This window comes from Intrasporangium sp. (assembly GCF_051961875.1).
Classification (GTDB): domain Bacteria; phylum Actinomycetota; class Actinomycetes; order Actinomycetales; family Dermatophilaceae; genus Intrasporangium_A.
Genome location: NZ_JBQCCV010000047.1, coordinates 1 through 21036 on the forward strand (window position 1 = coordinate 1; position 21036 = coordinate 21036).

General features: G+C 70.6%; 13 protein-coding genes. 1 reads left to right on the plus strand and 12 read right to left on the minus strand.

Annotated features, from left to right (window positions below; all coding sequences use genetic code 11):
* From ACTHJJ_RS02755 to ACTHJJ_RS02800, 10 genes are all read right to left on the minus strand, one after another.
* Positions 1-414: N,N-dimethylformamidase beta subunit family domain-containing protein (locus tag ACTHJJ_RS02755; protein ID WP_440301405.1), on the minus strand; the 414-nt coding region annotated here is incomplete at its 3' end.
* Between the two features lie 509 nt (positions 415-923).
* Positions 924-2921, minus strand: coding sequence for a S53 family peptidase (locus tag ACTHJJ_RS02760; protein WP_440301406.1), 1998 nt, complete (start codon positions 2919-2921; stop codon positions 924-926).
* A 216-nt stretch (positions 2922-3137) separates the two neighbouring features.
* The gene (locus ACTHJJ_RS02765; protein ID WP_440301407.1) at positions 3138-4430 is read right to left on the minus strand and encodes a guanine deaminase; all 1293 of its coding nucleotides are present in this window, start codon (positions 4428-4430) and stop codon (positions 3138-3140) included.
* Positions 4427-5272 (minus strand): xanthine dehydrogenase accessory protein XdhC, encoded by an 846-nt coding sequence (gene xdhC, locus ACTHJJ_RS02770; protein WP_440301408.1) that lies wholly within the window; start codon positions 5270-5272, stop codon positions 4427-4429. Before xdhC ends, ACTHJJ_RS02765 begins: the two co-directional genes overlap by 4 nt.
* Entirely contained in the window at positions 5269-7800 is a 2532-nt protein-coding gene (gene xdhB / locus ACTHJJ_RS02775) for a xanthine dehydrogenase molybdopterin binding subunit (RefSeq protein ID WP_440301409.1), read from the minus strand. Before xdhB ends, xdhC begins: the two co-directional genes overlap by 4 nt.
* Before the next feature lie 74 nt (positions 7801-7874).
* The gene (locus ACTHJJ_RS02780) at positions 7875-9359 is read right to left on the minus strand and encodes a xanthine dehydrogenase small subunit (protein ID WP_440301410.1); all 1485 of its coding nucleotides are present in this window, start codon (positions 9357-9359) and stop codon (positions 7875-7877) included.
* Between the two features lie 174 nt (positions 9360-9533).
* Positions 9534-11462, minus strand: coding sequence for a 2-oxo-4-hydroxy-4-carboxy-5-ureidoimidazoline decarboxylase (uraD, locus tag ACTHJJ_RS02785; protein WP_440301411.1), 1929 nt, complete (start codon positions 11460-11462; stop codon positions 9534-9536).
* A gap of 175 nt (positions 11463-11637) precedes the next feature.
* Complete coding sequence (locus ACTHJJ_RS02790; RefSeq protein WP_440301412.1) at positions 11638-11973, minus strand: hypothetical protein; 336 nt, start codon at positions 11971-11973, stop codon at positions 11638-11640.
* A 65-nt stretch (positions 11974-12038) separates the two neighbouring features.
* Positions 12039-14405 (minus strand): Tex family protein, encoded by a 2367-nt coding sequence (locus ACTHJJ_RS02795; protein WP_440301413.1) that lies wholly within the window; start codon positions 14403-14405, stop codon positions 12039-12041.
* A gap of 182 nt (positions 14406-14587) precedes the next feature.
* Positions 14588-14986 carry an SRPBCC family protein gene (locus ACTHJJ_RS02800; RefSeq protein ID WP_440301414.1) on the minus strand — a complete coding sequence of 133 codons (399 nt, stop codon included), beginning with the start codon at positions 14984-14986 and terminating at the stop codon, positions 14588-14590.
* 151 nt (positions 14987-15137) lie between these two features.
* On the opposite strand from ACTHJJ_RS02800, the gene ACTHJJ_RS02805 reads away from it, so the two are divergent.
* Positions 15138-15515, plus strand: a complete 378-nt coding sequence (locus tag ACTHJJ_RS02805; RefSeq protein ID WP_440301415.1) for a VOC family protein — start codon at positions 15138-15140, stop codon at positions 15513-15515.
* 51 nt (positions 15516-15566) lie between these two features.
* Here the strand turns inward: ACTHJJ_RS02805 and ACTHJJ_RS02810 are convergent, their stop codons facing one another.
* Positions 15567-16010, minus strand: a complete 444-nt coding sequence (locus tag ACTHJJ_RS02810) for a hypothetical protein (protein WP_440301416.1) — start codon at positions 16008-16010, stop codon at positions 15567-15569.
* 198 nt (positions 16011-16208) lie between these two features.
* Positions 16209-20978 carry an ExeM/NucH family extracellular endonuclease gene (locus ACTHJJ_RS02815; RefSeq protein ID WP_440301417.1) on the minus strand — a complete coding sequence of 1590 codons (4770 nt, stop codon included), beginning with the start codon at positions 20976-20978 and terminating at the stop codon, positions 16209-16211.
* Between the last annotated feature and the right edge of the window lie 58 nt (positions 20979-21036).

Consider the following 21036-nt stretch of genomic DNA (forward strand, 5'->3'; position numbering starts at 1 on the left):
CTCGTCGTGTCCGGCGCTGAGCAGGAGCCGGTGCCCGTCGAGCAGGTCGCGGCCCAGGGTGTGCAGGTCGAAGTCGGTGCAGAACTCGAGCTCGTGACCCTCGTGCTCGAGCCAGTCGACCATCTTCGCGTCCCAGTGCACGTAGGTCTGCCGCAGCGTCTCGTCGAAGGGGTCCAGGTTGAAGGTGTCATACGGCGTGCCGCCGGTGCCGCCGCCCGGCCGGTGCAGGCTGACCGCCGTCGGGAACGCGACCGGGACGTGCTCCGGCTGCGGCATGTTGTACAGGCACCACTGCCCCCGCCCCGACGCCGGGTCGTACGGCTCCGGCACGACGAGGTTGTAGGCGTGGTACGTGAAGAGGGGCAGCTTGTAGAGGATCGGCGCGGGAGGCGCTCCCTCACGAGGTCGGAGCACGAAAAGCGCTCTGCCGCAACGGGCGTCGACGGGATCGTCAACCCGGCGGCCACCGGCCGCGGCCCCAGCTCGACGAGATCGGCCACGTAGACCCCTGGGGGCCAGTCGCCCGGTATCGGGAGCTCATAGGCCGGCCAAGCGGGCCGGACGAGCCCATCGAGTCCCGCGTTCGGCTCCCCCCAGTCCTGGAAGGGAAGATGCAGGCCCGCCTCCACACCGACGACCCACTCCGTCCTCCCCGCGACGGCGCGGTCCCCAGTCACCCGGTGGAGGCGGGCCCGCCAGCGCTCGGCGTCCGTCGAGACCCGCAGCACGAGCCCGCCCCCCGCCCGGGGGCTCGGCTGCTCGACCTAGCCGAGGATCATGGCGCTGCCGCTCCTTCCCCCGCAGAAGAACCTGCGGTTCAGGAGCGTTACCCCCGATCCTCTGCCTGTAGCAGGGATTCGAGCGGCAGGTGGTATGCCGCTGAGCGGGCGAACGCTCGCGCGCTCAGCGGCATACGCTCCCCCTCAGCGGCCGTTGACGGCGTGGATGTACTTCACCGTCGGCGAGCCGACACCGGTGACCTGGTCCCAGCCGGCGTGTGTCGTCAGGCTGGAGTCCTGGTCGAAGGTGCGCACCGTCGACGTCGTGCCCTTCGTGCTGTTCAGCCCGTTGCGGTAGTCGACGCGGATGTTGCCAGGGTCGCCCTGCGGGGTGACGTCGAAGTAGACACCCTGCGAGTGGAGCGCGTAGATGAGCGGGTTGGCGAAGCCGATCCGGGCGCGGCCCTGCTGCGCCGAGGCGTCGAGGCCGGCAAGGAGCGGCGAGGCGAGGCTCGTGCCACCGATGCGGTACTCGCCGTACTTGACGCCCTTGCCAAAGATGGTCTGTTCGCCGAAGGACTGTGTCTCACCGACGAGCATGCCGGTCGTGGGGTCGGCGTCCATGCCGATGTCCGGCACGCCTCGGCCCGAGCAGCCAGTGCTGACCCCGGCCTGGTAGGCCGGCTTGCTCGTGAACCAGTCGCTGCAGCCACCACCTGCTCCGTAGAGGAAGCCCGCGTCGCTCCATGCGGTGCCGCTGGAGTTGAGGGTCCACTTGTGCGTGCCCCAGCCCGTCTCGAACGTGCGGCTGCCGTTCGCGCCCACTGCGAGCGAGGTGCCACCGACCGAGGTCACCCACGGGTCGGAGGTCGGGAACTCGGTCTGCTTGACACCCCAGGCGGCGGCATCGTCGCCGTTGTCGCCGGAGGAGTAGTAGAAACCGATGCCTTGGGCGGCCGCCTGCACGAAGACGGAGTCGTAGGCCGCGACGAGGGCGTCGTCGATGACCGGGGTCTTGACGCCGTTGACCATGACCCAGGTCGGCTCACCCCACGAGTTGCTGACGATGGACGCCTGGTTGTCGTTGACGGCCCTCGACATCGCCGCAAGGAGGTCGTCGTCGAAACAGCTGGCGGCGCCGTAGTAGAGCACGTTCGCGTCGGGCGCCATGCCGTGCTCGGCCTCGACGTCGAGGGTCTGCTCCCCGTACCCGCTGTTGCCGCCGCAGGCTGCCACCCGTGCCGGGTCGTAGCCGCGGATGCTGTGGACCTGGAACTGGCCCTGCCGGAACGGCTGGTCGCCATGGCGGGTGCTGAGCGTGTTCGCGTCCTTCCCGAGCGTGGGGGCGGTGAACGCGTCGGTGATTGCGATCGACTGGCCCTTGCCGGTCAGGCCGCTCGCGGTGACCCCATAGGCGTCACGCAGCTGCTTGCCGGTGTAGCCGCAGACGGCGTACGGCAGCTTCTTTCCGTCGAAGGACGGCAGGCTCGTCGCGGTCTTCTCGCCGTAGTACGTCGAGCACGGCGTGGCGTTGACGAAACCGGCCGGCGGGCCGAGCTGCACCCGGTGGCCGTTGTTGGAGCCGGAGGTGTCGGGGTTGCCGCCTGTCGCGGAGGGGGTGACCTGGTGGCCCAAGGTGTCGAGGCCCGTCACCGCGAGCACGCTCGCGGCAATCGACGACGGGACGGTGACCGCGCTCGTCGCGCCCGTGACGGTCTGGCCGTTCACGCTGTACTGCCTGATGCCCGCCGCGAAGGCCGCGTCGATGGCGGCTGGCGAACCAGCGACCGCGAGGAAGTGGTTGGCGGGCCCGGTGTCCTCGACGGTCAGGCCGGCCTGCTCGAGCCAGGCGGTGACGCTCGCGACATCGGCCTGCGTGGGGGCGAAGCGGCTGGCGTAGTCGCTTGCGCTGAGGTAGTGCCCGTATGACGCTGAGGCGGGGTCGGAGACGGCCCGCGCCAGGGCGCTCAGCTGGGAGCTGTCGCGGGCGCTGAGCCAGACCTTGACGTGGAGCGTGCTGTTCGAGGGCAGCGTGCTGCCCGTGACCTGTTTGGTCCAGTCAGAGGCCGAGCTGACCTGGTGTCTGCCGCCCGCCTGCCCGGCGGCTTGAGCAGTGCCCGACAGCGCGAGGCCGCCGATCGTGAGCCCTGTCAGGGCGACGGTTGCGGCGGCCGCGGAGCGGAACAGTGGGTGTCGTGCCATAACCGATCCTCTTCGGTGGAAGGTATATGCGGTTTCGGCGACGTATGCACAAGTTACGTCCGACTGGGGATTCGGACAAGCGTTTCAGCGAACATTCAATGGGGACAAAGCCCCTCAGCCGGCCAGCCCTGTGCTCGCCGACCATGTGAAGGCGGCGGCTGTGCGCTTTACCAGCGGACACAGGGCAGGTCGAGATGGGAGGCCGGCGTGCCGGGTTCAGCGACTCGTCACGTGGTCGCCGCCGACCCAGGTCGCCGCAACGTCGGCCGGGCCGGCGAGGGTGAAGGCCTTGGCCAGGGCCTGCTCGGGGGAGGCCGCGTGCCGCAGGCCGACGTCTAGCGGGCCGCCCTCCCGCGGGCACAGCCAGAGCGCGTCGAACTGCTTGCCGACCGACAGGTCGCCGACGACCTCGCCGAGCCCGAGCGCCGCCGCGCCGGACCGCGTCGCGAGGTGCAGCAGGTCGGCCGAGGTGAGCGACGTGCCCTCCCCGCCCAGGAGCTGCTGGACGAAGTAGGACTGCAGGCCCTCCTTGAAGAGGGAGAAGCCCGTCCCGGCCCCGACGTCGGAACCGAGAGCGACGTGGACGCCGTGGTCCAGGTGGCGCCGCAGCGGGAAGAGGCCGCTGCCCAGCGCCGAGTTGCTCGTCGGGCAGTGCGAGACGGCGGCGCCGGATCGTCCGAGCAGCTCGAGCTCGCCGTCCGTGGGGTGCACGTTGTGGGCGAAGACCGATGCCCGGCCCACGAGGCCGTGCCGGTCGTAGGTGTCGAGGTAGTGATGGGCCGTCGGGAACTTCGCGCCGACGGCGGCGATCTCGGCCGGGTTCTCGTTGAGGTGCGAGGTGAACCACGACCCCGGCACATCCTTGAGGACCCGGTGGCACGCGTCGAGCAGGTCGTCCCCGGCGGAGTAGGAGAACCGGGGCGTCACGGCATACCGCGTCCTGCCCTCGGGACGGTGCCATCGCTGCGCGAGGGCGCTCGCCTCCTCGTAGCTGCGCTCCGGAGTCGTGAGCAGGGGTTCCGGCAGGGACCGGTCGCTGACAACGAGCCCCGCCGTCACCCGCAGTCCGACCCGGGCCACCTCCTCGAAGAGGACGTCGACGGCGCCCGCGAAGTGCGAGCCGAAGACGAGGGAGGTCGTCGTGCCCGCGGACGCGAGACCGCGGACGAAGTCGGCGGCGACACCCCGGGCGTACTCGACCGACGCGAGCCGCTCCTCCTCCGGCAGAGCGCACTCGTCGAGCCACTGCAGCAGGGGCATGCCGAGGCCGCCGATGATGCGCACCTGCGGGAAGTGGACGTGGGTGTCGACGAACCCGGGCAGCACGATGCCGGGCCGCAGGTCGACGACGTCGTCGTCCGGGTGGGCGGCCCGCACGGCGGTGAAGGCCGCGCGTTCCGTGATGATCCCGTCGACGACCCGCAGGCCGGCGTCGTCGTCGGCCCGGAGCCGGGCGCCCGGGAAGGCATCTTCGGCGACGTCGAAGATCGTCCCGCGGTAGATCGTCATGCGCGCGCCCCTCTGGTGGCTGCCCCCGACGTCGTGGCGCTCGCCCGGTCGCGTTCGAACGCCTGCAGGAGGGCGGCCGCAACCGACACGGCGATGGTCGCCGGGTCCTTGCCGGTCAGCTCGGGCAGCCCGATAGGCGTGGTCACCCGGTCCATCGCCTCCGCCGAATGACCCTCGGCGGCCAGCTGCCGCTGGAACCGGCGCCACTTGGCCGACGAGCCGATGAGCCCGATCGAGCCGAGGTGTCCGCACCGCAGCGCCATGTCGATGAGGGCCGCGTCCTCGGCGTGGTCGTGCGTCATGACGAGCACGTGCGTGCCGGGAGGCACCTGTCCGAGCACGATCTCGGGAACGGGCGCGTGGTGCACGTGGACGGTGGCGACCGCGTCGCTGAGCACCGCGAGCCGGGTGGGATCGACGTGGTCGGCGCGCGAGTCGACGAGGTGCAGCTCGAGGTCGTGCCGCGAGAGGATCCGGGCCAGCTCGAGACCGACGTGCCCGACCCCGAAGATCGCCACCGCCGGGACCACGGCGAGGGGCTCGAGCAGGAGCGTGACCTCGCCGCCACAGCACTGCCGGCCGTGCTCGCTCGGCGCCTTGTCCGTCAACGAGAAGCTCAATGTCTCGGGGATGCTCGTCCCGGTCCCGAGGAGCTCGCGGGACCGCTGGATCGCACTCGCCTCGAGGTTGCCCCCGCCGATGGTGTCGTGGACGTCGTCGGCGGTGACGACCATCTTGGCGCCCGCCTCCCTGGGCGCATGGCCCCGGACGGCCGTGACGGTCACGAGGACTCCCGGGCGGCGTCGCACGCGCAGGTCCTCGACGGCCCTGAGCCAGTTCATCTCCTCACCCTCGCGTCGGCCGGGTAGGTGCCGCGCTCCACATCACTCGGTATGCCGTGTGATGGGCTCGCGAGGGGCAGCCTGGCCGGTGCCCCGTCCCTGCGGGCGCCGTCTGGCTCCCGACCGTCGACGACATCCCCATCGCGGGCGGAGGCCTCCTCGAGAACGGTGGTGTCGCCACCGCTCCGGGCCTGCTCGATGGCCCAGTACACGGCCTCAGGGGTCGCGGGGGAGGCGAGGTGGACGCTCGTGCCGGCGGGGCCGAAGGCGGCGGCCGCCTCGCGGAGGGCCTCGCGGACCGAGAAGGCGAGCATGAGGGGTGGCTCTCCCACGGCCTTGGACCCGTAGACCACGCCCTCCTCGTGGGCGTGCTCGAGCAGTGACACGCGGAAGTCCTCGGGCATCTCGGAGAAGGACGGCAGCTTGTAGGTGCTCGCCGCCTGGGTCGCGAGCCGCCCCCGGCTTGCCCGGTCGGACTCGTCCCAGCGCAGGTCCTCGAGGGTGAGCCAGCCGGCGCCCTGGACGAAGCCGCCCTCGATCTGGCCGATGTCGATGAGCGGCGAGAGGCTGTCGCCGACGTCGTGGACGATGTCGACGCGCCGGGTGCGGTAGGCCCCGGTGAAGCCGTCGACCTCCACCTCGGCTGCCGCCGCGCCGTAGGCGAAGTACTTGAACGGGCTGCCCTGGAAGATCGCCGAGTCCCAGTGCAGGCCCTCGGTCCGGTAGTAGCCGGCGGCGAAGAGCTGGACGCGGTCGAAGTAGGCCGCGACGACGAGGTCCTCCCAGGAGATGCTCCGCGTCCCAGCCGAATCGGCGCCCTCGAGCGGGTGCGAGCTGCGCGCCATGCCGTCATGGAAGTGGATGGACTCGGCGGGCACGCCGAGGCGGGCGGCCGCCACCTGTGCCAGACGCTCCGTGATCTGCTCGCACGCGTCCTTGACGGCGCCACCGTTGAGGTCCGCGCCGGAGCTGGCCGCGGTTGCCGAGGTGTTCGGCACCTTGTCCGTGCGGGTCGGGGCGAGTCGGATGCGCTCGAGCGGGAGGCCGAGCGTCGTCGCCGCGACCTGCAGCATCTTCGTGTGCAGGCCCTGGCCCATCTCGGTGCCGCCGTGGTTGATGAGGACCGAGCCGTCCTTGTAGACGTGCACGAGCGCGCCGGCCTGGTTGAACGCGGTGAGGTTGAAGGAGATGCCGAACTTGACCGGGGTGAGGGCCAGCCCGCGCTTGACGTCCTCGTGCGTCCGGTTGAACTCGGCGACCTCGGCCTGCCGCGAGGCGATGTCGGCGCCGTCGAGGACGGCCTGCCAGGTCACCTCCATCCGCTCCGGGTGCCGGACCACCTGCCCGTATGGCGTGGCCTGGCCGGCCGCGTAGAAGTTGCGGCGGCGCAGGTCCCCGGGGTCGAGCCCGAGGCGCGGCGCGCAGCGGCTGAGAAGGTCCTCTATGACGAGCATCCCCTGCGGACCGCCGAACCCGCGGAACGCGGTCTGCGAGGTCTTGTGGGTCTTGGCGATCCTGCCGTGCACGCGGACCTCGGGGATCCAGTAGGCGTTGTCGACGTGACAGAGCGCCCGCGCGAGGACCGGCTCGGACAGGTCGAGGCTCCAGCCGCCGTCCGACGTGAGCGTCGCGTCGAGGGCCTCGATGCGGCCGTCGTCGGCGAATCCGACTCGCCACGAGGCGTGGAAGCCGTGCCGCTTGCCCGTCATCGTGAGGTCCTGGGTCCGGCTGAGCCGCAGCCGGACGGGCCGCCCGGTGAGGGTCGCACCGAGGGCGGCGATCGCGGCGAAGCCGTGCGGCTGCATCTCCTTGCCGCCGAAGCCGCCACCCATCCGAAGGCACTGGACCGTGACGGCGTGGCTCGGCACGCCGAGGACGTGGGCGACGATCTCCTGGGTCTCGCTCGGGTGCTGGGTGCTCGACTGGATGAAGATCTGGCCGTTCTCGTCGACCTGCGCGATGGAGGCGTGGGTCTCGAGGTAGAAGTGCTCCTGGCCGGCGAACTCGATCTCGCCGGAGAATACGTGCGCGGCCCGGGCAAAGCCGGCCTCGACATCGCCGCGGACCATGACCGGCTGGGCGCCCTGGAACGACTGCGCCTCGATCGCCTCGCGGACCGTGATGATGGAGGGGAGCGGCTCGTAGTCGACCTCGACCGCGGCGGCTCCCAGGCGGGCGGCCTCGAGGGTCTCCCCGAGGACCCAGCAGACGGCGTGCCCGTGGAACATCACCTCGGTCGGGAAGAGCGGCTCGTCATGACGTACGCCGGCGTCGTTGACCCCGGGGACATCCGCCCCGGTGAGGACCCGGACGACGCCCGGGACCTCGAGTGCTGCGGCGATGCGCAGATCCGTCACCCGGGCGTGGGCGTGCGGCGACTGGACGGGGTGGGCGTGCAGCACCGCCGCCGTCCGCCCCACGAGGTCGTCGGTGTAGAGGGCGGCGCCGGTGACGTGCAGGGCGGCGCTCTCGTGCGGGAGCGCCCGACCGACGACCGGGTCCGCTGGACGCTGCGACAGGTGGCTCATGCCCATTGCCGCGCCTCTTTCCTCCGTTCCGGGCCTCGGTCGTTCCTCCCTCGTGTCCTCACGTCGGTCGGCGCTCATGCTCCCGCCTCCTCTCGGTTCGTGTGCTCCGCATGGAGGCGCAGCAGGGCGGTGCCGAGCATCGCGGTGCGGTAGGCCGCGCTGGCGCGGTGGTCGTCCATGGGGGTGCCCTCCGTCCGCATCACCTGTGCCGCAGCCGCGACCCGCTCGCGGGTGAACGGTCCGCCCACCAGGGCGGCCTCCGTGGCGGTGGCGCGGATCGGGGTCGCGGCGACGCCGCCCAGGCCGATGCGGGCCTTGGTGACGATTCCGTCCTCGACGGTGAGCGCGAAGCCCACGGCGACGCTCGAGATGTCGTCGAAGCGGCGCTTGGCGATCTTGTGGAAGGCGGTGACCGGGCTGAGCGGCAGGGGGATCCGCACCGACTTGATCAGCTCGTCGGGGCGCCTGACGGACTCGCGGTAGCCGGTGAAGTATTCGGCGACCGGCACCTCCCGCTCACCATGCGGTGAGGCCAGGACGACGCCGGCCTCGAGGGCGAGCAGGACGGGTGGTGCGTCGCCGATGGGGGACCCGGTGCCGAGGTTGCCGCCGATCGTGGCGGCGTTGCGGATCAGCCGGGAGGCGAACTGGGGAAAGAGCTCGTCGAGGAGCGGGATCCGCCCCGCGAGGCCCTCCTCGACCTCTGAGAGGGTGAGCGCGGCGCCGATCTCGATCCGGTCCTCGTCGAGGCGCAGCTCGCGCAGCTCCGGCACCCGGTCGATGCCGACGACGAAGGGGGCCCGCACGCCCCGGAGGTTGACCTCGACGCCCCAGTCGGTCGAGCCGGCGACGACGACCGCCTCGGGGTGCTCGGCGAGCAGGTCGACAGCCTCGGCGAGGGTCGTGGCCCGGACATAGGTGCCGGAGTCCGTGGCATACCTCGTGGACAAGGGCGCGGGGGCCGGCGTGCTGCGACGGAGCGCGAGAGGGTCGTCCTCGTCCGGCTGACCCAGGGCGTAGGCCGCATCCCGGATCGGGCGGTACCCGGTGCAGCGGCAGAGGTTGCCGGAGAGGGCGTGCAGGTCGAAGCCGTTCTCGCCGACCTCGCCCGCGTGGCCCTTCGCGCACTCGTCCCCGGTGGCCTCGCGCCCGGGGCGGTAGTACTCGGCGGCCATGCTGCAGACGAAGCCGGGCGTGCAGTAGCCGCACTGGGAGCCGCCACGCACGGCCATCTCGTACTGCACCGGGTGAAGCGCTTCCGGTGTGCCCAGCCCCTCGCTCGTCAGGACCTCCTGCCCGTCGAGCGCCGCAGCCGGGACGAGACTGGCGTTGATCGCGGTCCACCGGCTGCCGCCGCTCTGGTCCGGCCGGGCCACGAGGACCGAGCAGGCTCCACATTCACCTTCGGCGCAGCCCTCCTTGGCCCCCGTCAGGCCCTGGCTGCGCAGCCAGTCCAGGGCCGTCGTCTGGGCAGGGGCCTCAAGGCGCTGTGGCCGCCCGTTGACGGTGGCACTCACCGGGCGTGGCGGGGCGGTCGGATGGGTCGGCGCTGTCGACATTGACGTTCACTCCTTCGCGCGGCGAGGCGCGCTGTCCAGGACCGGCAGGCGAAGCCGGTGCATGGTTGGAGGTGAACCGACGGGCTGGTTATCCATGCAGAACAGCGAGTCGGGCGCTGCTTTCGAGACTACGGCGCAGGCCTTTGTTTCGGAAGGCTTGAGGAACCGGGCGGCTCAGCCGAACGTGCCCATCCGGCTGCGCGCGGCGTGGACGGGGTTGGCGTCGGCGACGAGGTCGTCGAAGCGGTAACCCGCGATCCGGGCGGTCTCGACGAGTGCTGCCGCGCGCTCCTGGGCGGGCGAGTTGTCGAGCCGGGCCCAGCCCTGCCGCAGCACCTGCGAGAGGGACTCCCGGTCGCGCACGGCCATGATGAGCGGGAAGCCGAACCGGTCCTGGTAGCGCGACGTGAGGTCGGCGAGCTCCTCGTGGTCCTTCTGGTCGAGGCGGGTCAGGCCGAGCGCCGACTGGTCCCGGAAGGAGACGTCGTCGGGCAGGGCCGTCGCGACACTCTCGGCGCCCAGCTCGGGGTAGGAGCCGAGGAGGGCCGCCTGATCCTCCGGCGTGCCCGAGAAGAGCGCGTCCTGGAAGGCGCGGCGGAGGTCACCGGTGTCACTGAAGGGCCGGTGCTCGTAGGCCTCCTCGACGACCCACGTCGGCCCCTGGAAAAGGGAACCGAAGGTGTCGACGAACTGCTCGCGGCTCATCGCGTTGACCTCGCTGAGCCGGATGAGAGAGCCGGGCGATCCTGCGACGGCGGGGCCGGCGCTCGAGCCGACGTGGTGGAAGAGGGCGTTGAGGACGATCGCGGTGATGCTCCCCAGCGTGATGCCCGAGCCGAAGATGATCTGGGCCCAGGACGGGACGGCTTTGGCGATGTCGGGCTGGGCCGTCACGTACATCGCGAGCCCGATGCTCGTGGCGACGATGACGACGTTGCGGTGGTCGTGGAAGTCCACGCGCGTCAGCGTCTGGATGCCGACGACGGCCACGGTGGCGAACATCGCGAGCGCCGCGCCGCCGAGGACCGGGTGGGGGATGCCGGCGACGATGGCACCCGCCTTGGGGATCAGGCCCAGGACGATCATGATGGCGCCCGCTGCCGCGACGACATACCGGCTCTTGATCCGGGTGAGCCGGACGAGGCCGACGTTCTCCGCGAAGCACGTGTAGGGGAACGAGTTGAGGATGCCGCCGATGGTCGTCGCGAGGCCGTCAGCGCGCAGCGCGCGGCCGATGTCCTCGCCGGTGATGCGCTTCTCGACGATCTCGCCCGTCGCGAAGACGTCACCGGTCGTCTCCACGGCGGTGATGAGCATGACGACGATCATCGAGATGATCGCGGCGATCGAGAACTTGGGCCAGCCGAAGTAGAAGGGCGTCGTGACGCCGACCCAGTGCGACGAGGCGACGTTGTCGAAGTGTGCGTCGCCGAGCACCCAGGCGATGAGCGTGCCGAGGACGAGGCCGAGCAGGACCGCGACCGTCGCCATGAAGCCCTTGAAGATGCGCTGGATCGCGACGATGAGCGCGAGCGTGCCGACCGCATAGGCGAGGTTGCGCCCGCTGGACGGGTTGAGCGTCGGCCCGGCCCCACCTGCCGCATCGGCCGCGGCGACCGGCAGCAGCGCGATACCGATGATGGTGATGACCGAGCCGGTCACGACGGGTGGGAAGAAGCGGATCAGCCGGCTGAAGTAGGGCGCGATGAGGAAGGTGAACAGGCCCGAGACGATGACGGCGCCGTAGATGACGACCAGGCCCTCGGTGCCGCCACCGGCCGCGAGGCCGATCGCGATCATCGGGGAGACGGCCGTGAAGGTCACGCCCTGGAGGAGGGGGAGCCGCACGCCGATCTTCCAGAATCCGACGGACTGGATGATGGACGCGATGCCGCACGTGAACAGGTCGGCGTTGATGAGGTGGATGAGCTGCTCGGTCGTGAGGCCGATCGCCCCGGCGAGGAGGATCGGCACGATGACGGCACCCGCGTAGAAGGCGAGGACGTGCTGGAACCCATAGATTGCAAGCTTCGGGGCCGGGAGGAGCTCGTCGACGGGGTGGCGCTGGCGAGCGGGCTTGGACTCGAGGGACAGTGCGCTCATGGGGGATCCCTTCTCGGTGAGGCGACGTTGCCTCGCTTCCACGACGTGGAAACAAATGTTCAAGCGCCGAAACTGTAGGATCGCGCGCACCACCCCGTCAATGGTTTCGTGCGAAGTCGCCCCCGGATCAGTTCAGCCCTCGAGCTGAGCGCCATACCCGCGATGGGATGCCGTGTCAGGGGGCGGTGCTGCCCTCCGGCTCGCCACCGCCCGGCTTGCCGCTCAGGCCGCTGCGCATCGATGCCGCGTCATCGATGTCCTCGGCGGCGCTGTGGCCGTTCTCGGCGTCCATGTCGTCCCCGCCGCTCACCGAGTCGAGCAGCTCGGCGCCGACGTTCTCCTCCTCGCGGCCCTCGTGCTCCTTCGCGGCCTCGAGGTCGTCGCCCTTGAGGGCCTCGAGCCCGTCCGGGCGACCCTCTTCGGGATCCTTCATCGTCGGCTCCGAGTCCTGGTCGACGTAACCCTCCTCAGGGTCGGTGCCACTCGCTGCGTTGCTGTTCGTCGTGTCCATGGCCTCGGCATACCCGGTGGACCCGGGGAGGAACCGCGAGGGCGAGGCGTGCGCCGGCTGGTCCCTCAGCCGCGGTAACCGGCCCGGCGCAGGGCGTCGGCCATCGCGCTGTCGACCGGAGCGGGCTCCCGGCGTCCGCCGTCGCGGGACCGGACACGGTCGCCGCCCCGGGCACGGTCGCCGCCCTTGGCCCGGGCACCGCCGGCCGCGTCACGGCCGCGCGGTGCCTTGCCCCCCGATGCCACCTCGTCGTCGAGGCGCAGGGTGAGGGAGATCCGCTTGCGGGGGAGGTCGACCTCGAGGACCTTGACCTTGACGACGTCGCCCGGCTTGACGACCTCGCGCGGGTCCTTGACGAACCGGTCCGACAGGGCCGACACATGGGCGAGCCCGTCCTGGTGGACCCCGATGTCGATGAACGCCCCGAAGGCCGCCACGTTGGTGACGACTCCCTCCAGCCGCATGCCCGGCCGCAGGTCGGAGAGCTTCTCGACGCCTTCGGCGAAGGTCGCCGTCGTGAACGCCGGACGTGGGTCGCGCCCCGGCTTCTCGAGCTCGGCAAGGATGTCGGTCACGGTCGGCAGGCCGAAGGTGTCGTCGACGAAGTCGGCCGGTCGAAGCGCCCGCAGTGCCGAGGTGTTGCCGATGAGGGTGCGCAGCTCGCTCCCGCTCGACTCCAGGATCCGGCGCACCACCGGGTAGGCCTCCGGGTGGACGCTCGAGGTGTCGAGGGGGTCGTCCCCGCCGGGGATCCGCAGGAAGCCCGCGGCCTGCTCGAACGCCTTTGGCCCGAGCCGCGGGACGTCCCGGAGACCGGCCCGGGTGCGGAACGGGCCGTGGGCGTCACGGTGCGCGACGATCGTCTCGGCGAGGCCGGAGGTGATCCCGGAGACCCGTGTCAGCAGGGGAGCGGACGCGGTGTTGACGTCGACGCCGACGGCGTTGACGCAGTCCTCCACGACGGCGTCGAGGGACCGGCTGAGGGCGGTCTGGGAGACGTCGTGCTGGTACTGCCCGACCCCGATCGACTTGGGGTCGATCTTGACGAGCTCGGCGAGCGGGTCCTGCAGGCGCCTGGCGATCGACACCGCGCCGCGCAGCGACACGTCGAGGTCCGGCAGCTCGCCCGACGCGTAGGCCGACGCCGAGTAGACCGAGGCCCCGGCCTCCGAGACGATCGCCTTGGTCAGTTTGAGCTCCGGGTGCCGCTTGACCAGGTCGGTGACGAGCTTGTCCGTCTCACGCGACGCGGTGCCGTTGCCGATCGCGACGAGATCGACGTGGTGTTTCGCGGCGAGGGCGGCGAGGGTCGCGATCGAGCGGTCCCACTGGTTCTGCGGCACGTGGGGGTGGATGACCTCCGTCGCCACGACCTTGCCGGTCGGGTCGACGACGGCGACCTTGACGCCGGTCCGGAAGCCCGGGTCGAGGCCCATGGTGGCGCGGGTGCCGGCCGGCGCCGCGAGGAGCAGGTCACGCAGGTTGGCTGCGAAGACCCGCACCGCCTCCTCCTCCGCCTGCTGGCGCAGTCGCATCCGCAGGTCGATGCCGAGGTGGACGAGGACCTTGGTGCGCCAGGCCCACCGGACCGTGTCGCGCAGCCACCGGTCGGCCGGGCGGCCGAGGTCCTCGACCCCGAACCGCCGGGCGATGCGCCGCTCGTAGACGGTCGGTCCGGTGACCGGCTCGTCGGTCGCCGGCAACGGGTCGATGGTGACGCTGAGGACGTCCTCCTTCTCGCCACGGAACATCGCGAGGATCCGGTGCGAGGGCAGCCTCGTGAGCGGCTCGGCGAAGTCGAAGTAGTCGGCGAACTTCGCTCCCTCCTCCGCCTTGCCGTCGCGCACCTTGGAGACGAGCCGCCCCTGGGACCACATGAGCTCGCGCAGCTCGCCGACCAGGTCGGCGTCCTCGGCAAACCGTTCCACGAGGATGGCGCGGGCACCCTCAAGCGCCGCCGCGACGTCCGCGACCCCGCGCTCCACGTCGACGTATGCCGCCGCCTCGGCCTCCGGGTCCGTGGCCGGGGTGGTCAGCAGGGTCTCGGCCAGCGGCTCCAGGCCGGCCTCCCGGGCCATCTGCCCCTTCGTCCGGCGCTTCGGCTTGTAGGGGAGGTAGATGTCCTCGAGCCGGGCCTTCGTGTCGGCGGCCCGGACCTGGGCCTCGAGCTGAGGCGTCAGCTTGCCCTGCTCGCGGATCGACTCCAGGACCGCCGTGCGTCGGTCCTCGAGCTCACGCAGGTAGCCGAGGCGCTCCTCCAGCGTGCGCAGCTGGGCGTCGTCGAGCCCGCCGGTGGCCTCCTTGCGGTAGCGGGCGACGAACGGCACCGTCGCGCCGCCGTCGAGCAGGGCGACTGCGGCCGACACCTGCCCGCCGGCGACGCCCAGCTCCTCCGCGATCCGGGACTCGACCGACTGCACTCCCACTGGCACTCCCTCTCGACGTGGCGACGACCCCGGATGGGGCCGACCTGCGCCAGAGCATTGTGCCGTGAGGGCCGCCCGCCCCGTGACGGAGGGCAGGCGACAGCGGCCGCGGAGTGAGCGGCATACGGGACGGACGGGAGTCGGTGCGCGGGGCAGTCAGCCCACTCGGACCTCAGCGCGGCGGCGAGTCACCCCAGGCCGGAGGCGAACCGGTCGAGCGCGCCATCCCAGCGGGCCTGCAGCCCCGGTTCGGCAGCGTGCTCGTGGACGAGGTCGATGCGCGTCCCGTCGGCGACGGGCGCGAGCTGCAGGTCGACGAGCGAGGCGGGTGCGTCGTCGTTCGCGTGCCAGGAGACGCGGATCTGCTCGAGGGGGTGGTAGGAGCGGACCACACCGTGTGGACCCTCGTCGCTGTGCCACGACTCTCCCTTGCTCCCGAGCTGGGCCCCCGGGCCCAGGAGAGCCTGCATGCCGTCGCTGCTGATCAGGTGCTGCCACACCTGCCCCGGCGCGGCCGGCACGGTGCGCGTCGCGTGCACCGCCGGGGACTGGGCTTTGTCAGGGATGGACTCCGTCGTACTGGTCATGGGCAACCTCCGGTGAAGCGGGCCGGGCCCCTGATGGGCCAAACCCATCTGACGTAACCAATAGATCAGGGAACGGGGGCAAGATCAATGGCTACCGGTCGGGAGTTTCGGATCGACTTCCGTTGTCGTCCCACGCCGGTACCGTCGGGCCATGATCGATCACTTCGGCATCAACTGCTCCGACATGGAGGCGAGCGCGAGGTTCTACGACACGGTGCTCGGTGTGCTCGGTTTCAGCCGCCAGATGGACTTCGGGCAGGCGATCGGCTACGGCACCGAGGGCAACCCCGCCTTCTGGATCTCGTCCTGGGACGGGCCTGAGGCGAACCGTGAGATCCACGTCGCCTTCCGGGCGCCCGACATCGAGCACGTGCGTGCCTTCCATGAGGCCGCGGTGGCGCTCGGTGCCGAGTCGCTGCACGAGCCCCGGCTCTGGCCCGAGTACCACCCGGGCTACTACGGCGCCTTCGTGCGCGACCCCGACGGCAACAACGTCGAGGCGGTCTGCCACACGGCACCCGAGGGCTGACGCCACCGCCGCGGCTCTCCGTTCCTCACCACCGTCCCGTATGCGGCACGCTCACGCGGGACGCGACAGCTCTCCGGTGCCGGGCGGGCCGAGAGTGAGGATGCCGCTCGGCGTCGCGATCGCCCGCCCCTGCAGCTCGATGCCGGCACCGTCGGCAGCGCCCCCGAGCATGCGCAGGGCCGCGTCGTCGTCGGGAGTGCGCTCAGGGGTGCCCGGGCGGGCCAGGACGACGACGAGCGAGCCGGTGCCGTGTTCGGCAAGGTCCCCGAGGAGCGTCCGCCAGCGGCGTGCGTCCTCGCCCCTGGGGGCGCCGGCTGGGACGTCGCGGATCGCGAGCGGTTGCAGCATCCGGCCGTCTGGATGTGTCAGGAGCAGGTAGACCGCACCTGCCCGCCGCGACTGCTCGGTGACGACGAGGTCGACGACGTCCGCGAAGACGTCCGGGTCGGTGATCGGTCGCTCGGCCCATCCGCGGGGCAGGTCCTTGAATCCCATGTCAGGAGCATGCCGGGAAGGCCGCATCGGACGTCCTCGCTTGTCCACAGGCCCGACCGCGGCGACCCAGGCCGTGGTCCCGGACGGTGGTCAGCGCGCCGGGGGGGCGATGGCGCAAAGAGGCCGTGGACAGCGAACCGGCCGGCGCCCCCTAGGGGAACGCCGGCCGGTCCGGGTGTTGTCAGCGGCTGCTGGTTGTCAGCGGCCGACCTTCTTGCCGGCGACGACCGAGATGGTCACCGCGTTGCTCGGCTTGCTCGACAGCCCGTCGGCGTCGGTGTGCACCGCCGTGATGACGTGGTCGCCGAGGGCCGCGTCCTTCGCGAGGGTGAAGTCCACCTTGCCGCTGCCGCCCTTGAGGGCGACGGTCCCGAGCAGGGTGTCGCCCTCGTAGAAGGCGACGCTGCCGGACTTGACGACCTTGCCGCCCGCGTCGCGGACGTCAGCCGTCAGCTTGGGCCCGCTGCCCTTGCCCTGCTCGTACGTCGTGTCCTTGGAGGACAGGCCGACGACGATCTCGGACGTGGGCTTCGGGGCCGCCTCGACGAGGATCGCCGGCAGGTTGACCGACGTGCCGGTCGTCGCGCCGGTGACCGTGAAGGTCGTGACCCCACCCGACAGGTCCGCCGGGAGCGTGACCGTGACGGAGGCCGTGCCGTACTCGTCGTTGGCGGCCGAGCCGATGGTGTTGTCCACCGTCGCGGTGCCGATGACGCGGTTGCCGATCGAGATCGACACCTGCGCGTCCACCTTGTCGCCGGGGGTGCCGAGGGCGAGCGACGACAGGTTGAACGAGACGGTGTCGCCGGCCTTGTAGCTGCTCGGCGCGTCGGCCGGGAAGCTGACCCCGACCGAGCGCTGGCTGTAGTCGACCGGGAGCGGCGCGTTCTTGGCGACCGCCGCCATGTAGTCGACCATGCCCTGCAGGTCGGTCTGGCCGGTGTCCTTCTTGTTCGTACCGTTGGCGAACTCGAAGAAGTTGTCCCCACCGGCGGCGAGGAACGAGTTCGCGGTGACCGAGTAGCTGGCGGCCGTGTCGATCGGCGTGCCGTTCAGCCACATACCCGTGATGTGCGAGCCCTTGGCGGCCTTGGGGTCATAGGTGTAGGTGAACCCCTTCGAGATGCCGAGGCGCAGGAAGTCCCTGGACGAACCAGCGGGCTGCCATTGCTGCTCGAGGACAGTCTTGATCTGTGCGCCCGTGAGCCGCAGGTTGGTCAGCGTGTTGGCGAACGGCTGGACGGTCGCCGCCTGCTGATAGGTCAGCACCGCCGGGTAACCGTTGGCCTTGTCTCCGACCATGTCCGCGCGGAGGCCGCCCGGGTTCATGAACGCAATCTGCGCGCCACCGGACGTCGTCGACTCGGTGGCCCAGCGCTGGGCCTCCGCGACGAGGTTGCCGAGCGTCGACTCGCCGCCACGGTTCTCCGCGCCGCTGCTCAGCTTGGCCCGGTTGAACGGACCGCTGATCTGGCCGAGCGGCTGCTTGCCGAGGACCGACGCATCGGAGACGGCCTTGCTGACGATCTGACCCACGGTGCCGTCTGCTGCGTAGTTGGCGCGCCACGCACCCGACGCGTCCTGCGACGTCAGGGCGATGGTGTTCGACTCGACCTTGCTGACCGTCCCCGCGGCATCCGTCGTGAAGAGGAGCTGGTCGAGGTTGTAGCCGTACTGGCCGGCAGACACGACCGGACGCTGCGTCACTGCACGACCCGCCCACGCCGGGACGTCGACCATGCAGTTGTAGGTCAGGTGCGTGTGACCCGAGATGATCGCATCGACGTTCTGGTTGACGCCCTTGACGATCTTGCCGAAGTCGTTGTCACCCGTGACCGAGGCGCACGAGGAGCTCGGGGCTCCCTCGTGGACGAGCAGGACGATGATGTTGACGCCCTCCGCCTTGAGCTTGTCGGCCTCGGCGTTGACCGCGGTCGGGATGTCGGTGACCTTGATGTCCTTGATGCCGTCGGGCGAGACGAGCTCGTCGAGGTGCTCGGTCACCGCGCCGATGAAGCCGACCTGGACGCCCCCGAAGTCCTTGACCCAGGTCGGGTCGAGGGCCGGGTTGCCGGAGGCCCGCATCTTGACGTTGGCGCCGATGTACTTCCACTGCGCGCCACCGTAGGGGTTGGTGTCCGCGTTGTACGGCGCCATGACCCGGTTCACCAGGTCGTTGTAGCCCTGGTCGAACTCGTGGTTGCCCACGGCCGACACCTCGAGACCGGCGGCGTTGAGCGCGTCGATCGTCGGCTTGTCGTGCGCGATGAACGACTCGAACGTCGAGGCGCCGATGAGATCACCGGCCGCCGCGAAGACGCTGTTCGGGTAGTCGCCACGCAGCTTGTCCACCGCACCGGCGAGGACCGCCGCGCCCGCCTCCTGGCCGTTGGCCTGGATACGACCGTGGAAGTCGTTGATGCCGAGGATCTGGACTGTCTTCTCGGCCGGGGCCGCCTTGGCCTTCAGGCCGACGACGACCGGGTCGTGGTCGGAGGAGGCGTAGGGGTCAGCCGCGTAGAAGAGCTGGCCGTGGTAGTTGTACCGGCCGTACTCCAGGGCGATCGACTCCGGGGAGTTGATGTTCCAGATGTCCGCACCGGTGGCCCGGCCCAGAGCCGCGTCGTTGAGCAGCACGTGGTCGAGGGAGCCGGACAGGCCGGAGAAGGAGTACGAGGCCTTCCCGAGGTCGAAGGCGTGCTCCGCGTCGGTGTAGCCGGCCTTGTAGAGGACCTGCATCGGGTCCTCCTGGCTGTACGAGTTGTAGTCACCGAGGGTGACGACCGCCTCGACCTTGGTCGAGTCCTGCAGGCCCTTGATCCAGTCGACCAGGGCGTTCGCCTGGCGAATGCGGGACTCGTTCGAGGCGCCCTGCCCGTCACCGGTGTCCTTGTCTCCCGGCCAGGGACCGGCCGAGCCCTTGGACTTGAAGTGGTTGACGACGAACAGGAACGGGTCGCCGCCACCCTTGGGGGCGAAGACCTGGGCGATCGGCTCGCGGGCGTTGCCGAAGGCCTGCCCGCTGGCGCTCTGGTTGCTCAGCATCTCGGTGGCGCCGACCGGGGTGACGACCGCCGGCTGGTAGATGATCGCGCCGTTGATGACGTCCATGTCCGACAGCGGGGGCAGCTTGCTCGCGTCCGGCGAGACGTAGGCCCACGTGCCGGCGCCGGCCTTGGCGTTCAGCTGGTCGACGAGGAACTTCAGGGTGGTGTCCTTGGCCTCACCGACGACGACCGAGTTCTCGATCTCCATCAGGCCGACGACGTTGGCGCCCGAGCTGTTGATGGCCGCGACCGTCTTGTCGTACTGGCGCTTGAAGCTGGCGTCGTCCCACGCGCCGCGGGGGCCGTTGCCGGAGCAGGTGTTCACGGTGATCGGCGTACCGTTGCGGTCCTTGTAGGACGTGCAGGTGCCCAGTCCCTCGCTCACATACTTCTGACCGGTCATGGTGAAGAAGTTGAGCACGTTGAAGGAGGCGACCTTGACGTCACCGCCCACGGCGGCAGGCGCGACGGTCCGGTTGTTGTCCCACGTCGCCGGGTAGTCCGCCGGTGTCGCGGCGTTGAGCGCCGACGTCGGCTGCAGCTTCCATGCGTTGTTGCGGTAGTCGACGATGACCGGCTTGTTGAAGGTGACCTTCTCACCCACCCGGACCGGCTTGTCGAGCGAGATGTACGGCGGGACAAGGCCGCTGTTCGCCGCGCTGAGGAAGTTCGTCGACGCACCGTCGTCGAGGGTGACGCCGCGGGCGGCGTTGTCCGCCTTGACGGCGTCCGCCTCGGGCGTGCCCGGACGGGCCACATCGGTCCACTGCATGAGCGGCTTGTCACCGAGCGCCAGGCCGACCTCGCCGTACTGGTTGGTCGAGTAGGTGTTGGAGATCGTGTAGCTGCCCGAGCCGGCGAACAGCATCGACTCCATCGACTCGCGCTGGGCGTCCGTCGCGGGCCAGGTGTTCGTGATCGGCTTGACGGCGGGGACGACGTCGCTGAGCTTGGTCATCTTGCCCGATGCGACGGAGATCTCGGTGAGGCCCTGGAACTCGGACACGTCGCCCGTCACCTGCACGTAGTCGCCGACCTTGACCTGGCCGGCCGTGGCCGAGGAGAAGACGAAGACGGCGTCGGACGCCTGGTGCGTCGCCAGGTCGAGGTCACCACCGGTGCCCGGAGTCTGGATGACGTAGCCGTTGAACCCGCCGGTCGGGTAGGCCGCCGTGACGATTCCCTTCGTGGTCACCGTCTTGCCCGCGTACGGCGACGTGTCGGTCGTGCCCTGGATCTGCGCGATCGTCAGCGTCTCGGGGTCGCCCCCACCGCCACCGGGAGGATCGGTCGGCCCGCCGTTCTGCGGCGTCGGCGTCCCGGCGGTGAAGTCGGCCTTGTTGTTGGCCGTGTTCGTCGCGGACGCGTCACGAGAGATGGACGTCGTGTTGGAGTGACCGGGTGCCGGGGCACCGGCGAAGGCAAGACCGGATCCGAAGCCGACGAGGTCGACGACGTCTGCCGCACTCGCACAGGCGGTCGTCGAGCAGGACAGCGGGGTCTGGATCCGCGCCAGGGCGACGTTGCCGGCGGTCGCGGACATGTTGGTGGTGCCGCTCGCGTCAGGGGTGGGCAGGTCGGCGCCGACGGCGCCGCCGCTCGCGAGGGAGACCAGGTAGGTCTTGCCCGGCGCGATCGAGCCCTTGAGGCTCGTCACGCCGCTCCAGTTGGTGCCGGCCGCCGCAGCGTACTGGACCGACCATCCGGAGAGGTCGACGGAGGTCGTGCCCTTGTTGATGAGCTCGACGAAGTCGTTCTTGTAGGTGGCGCCGGTGTTTCCGCCGCCGCCGTAGATCTCATTGATGACAACCTGCGCGCCGGGATCGACCGCTGCGGTTGCGCTCGTCGGTAACCCGACGAGGAGCCCTCCTACGAGGGCAACTGCGCCCGACCCGGCGGTCAGACATCTGCGAATGGACACGGGTGTGACCTGCTTTCGGCTAAACGGCCTCCGCCGGAGGGAGACCGAAGGTGAGTCG

Excerpts from the sequence above, each read along its gene's own strand:
- ACTHJJ_RS02760 (WP_440301406.1), bottom strand. The coding sequence starts at position 2,921 with ATGGCACGACACCCACTGTTCCGCTCCGCGGCCGCCGCAACCGTCGCC.
- ACTHJJ_RS02765 (WP_440301407.1), bottom strand. The coding sequence starts at position 4,430 with ATGACGATCTACCGCGGGACGATCTTCGACGTCGCCGAAGATGCCTTC.
- xdhC (WP_440301408.1), bottom strand. The coding sequence starts at position 5,272 with ATGAACTGGCTCAGGGCCGTCGAGGACCTGCGCGTGCGACGCCGCCCG.
- xdhB (WP_440301409.1), bottom strand. The coding sequence starts at position 7,800 with ATGAGCCACCTGTCGCAGCGTCCAGCGGACCCGGTCGTCGGTCGGGCG.
- ACTHJJ_RS02780 (WP_440301410.1), bottom strand. The coding sequence starts at position 9,359 with ATGTCGACAGCGCCGACCCATCCGACCGCCCCGCCACGCCCGGTGAGT.
- uraD (WP_440301411.1), bottom strand. The coding sequence starts at position 11,462 with ATGAGCGCACTGTCCCTCGAGTCCAAGCCCGCTCGCCAGCGCCACCCC.
- ACTHJJ_RS02790 (WP_440301412.1), bottom strand. The coding sequence starts at position 11,973 with ATGGACACGACGAACAGCAACGCAGCGAGTGGCACCGACCCTGAGGAG.
- ACTHJJ_RS02800 (WP_440301414.1), bottom strand. The coding sequence starts at position 14,986 with ATGACCAGTACGACGGAGTCCATCCCTGACAAAGCCCAGTCCCCGGCG.
- ACTHJJ_RS02805 (WP_440301415.1), top strand. The coding sequence starts at position 15,138 with ATGATCGATCACTTCGGCATCAACTGCTCCGACATGGAGGCGAGCGCG.
- ACTHJJ_RS02810 (WP_440301416.1), bottom strand. The coding sequence starts at position 16,010 with ATGGGATTCAAGGACCTGCCCCGCGGATGGGCCGAGCGACCGATCACC.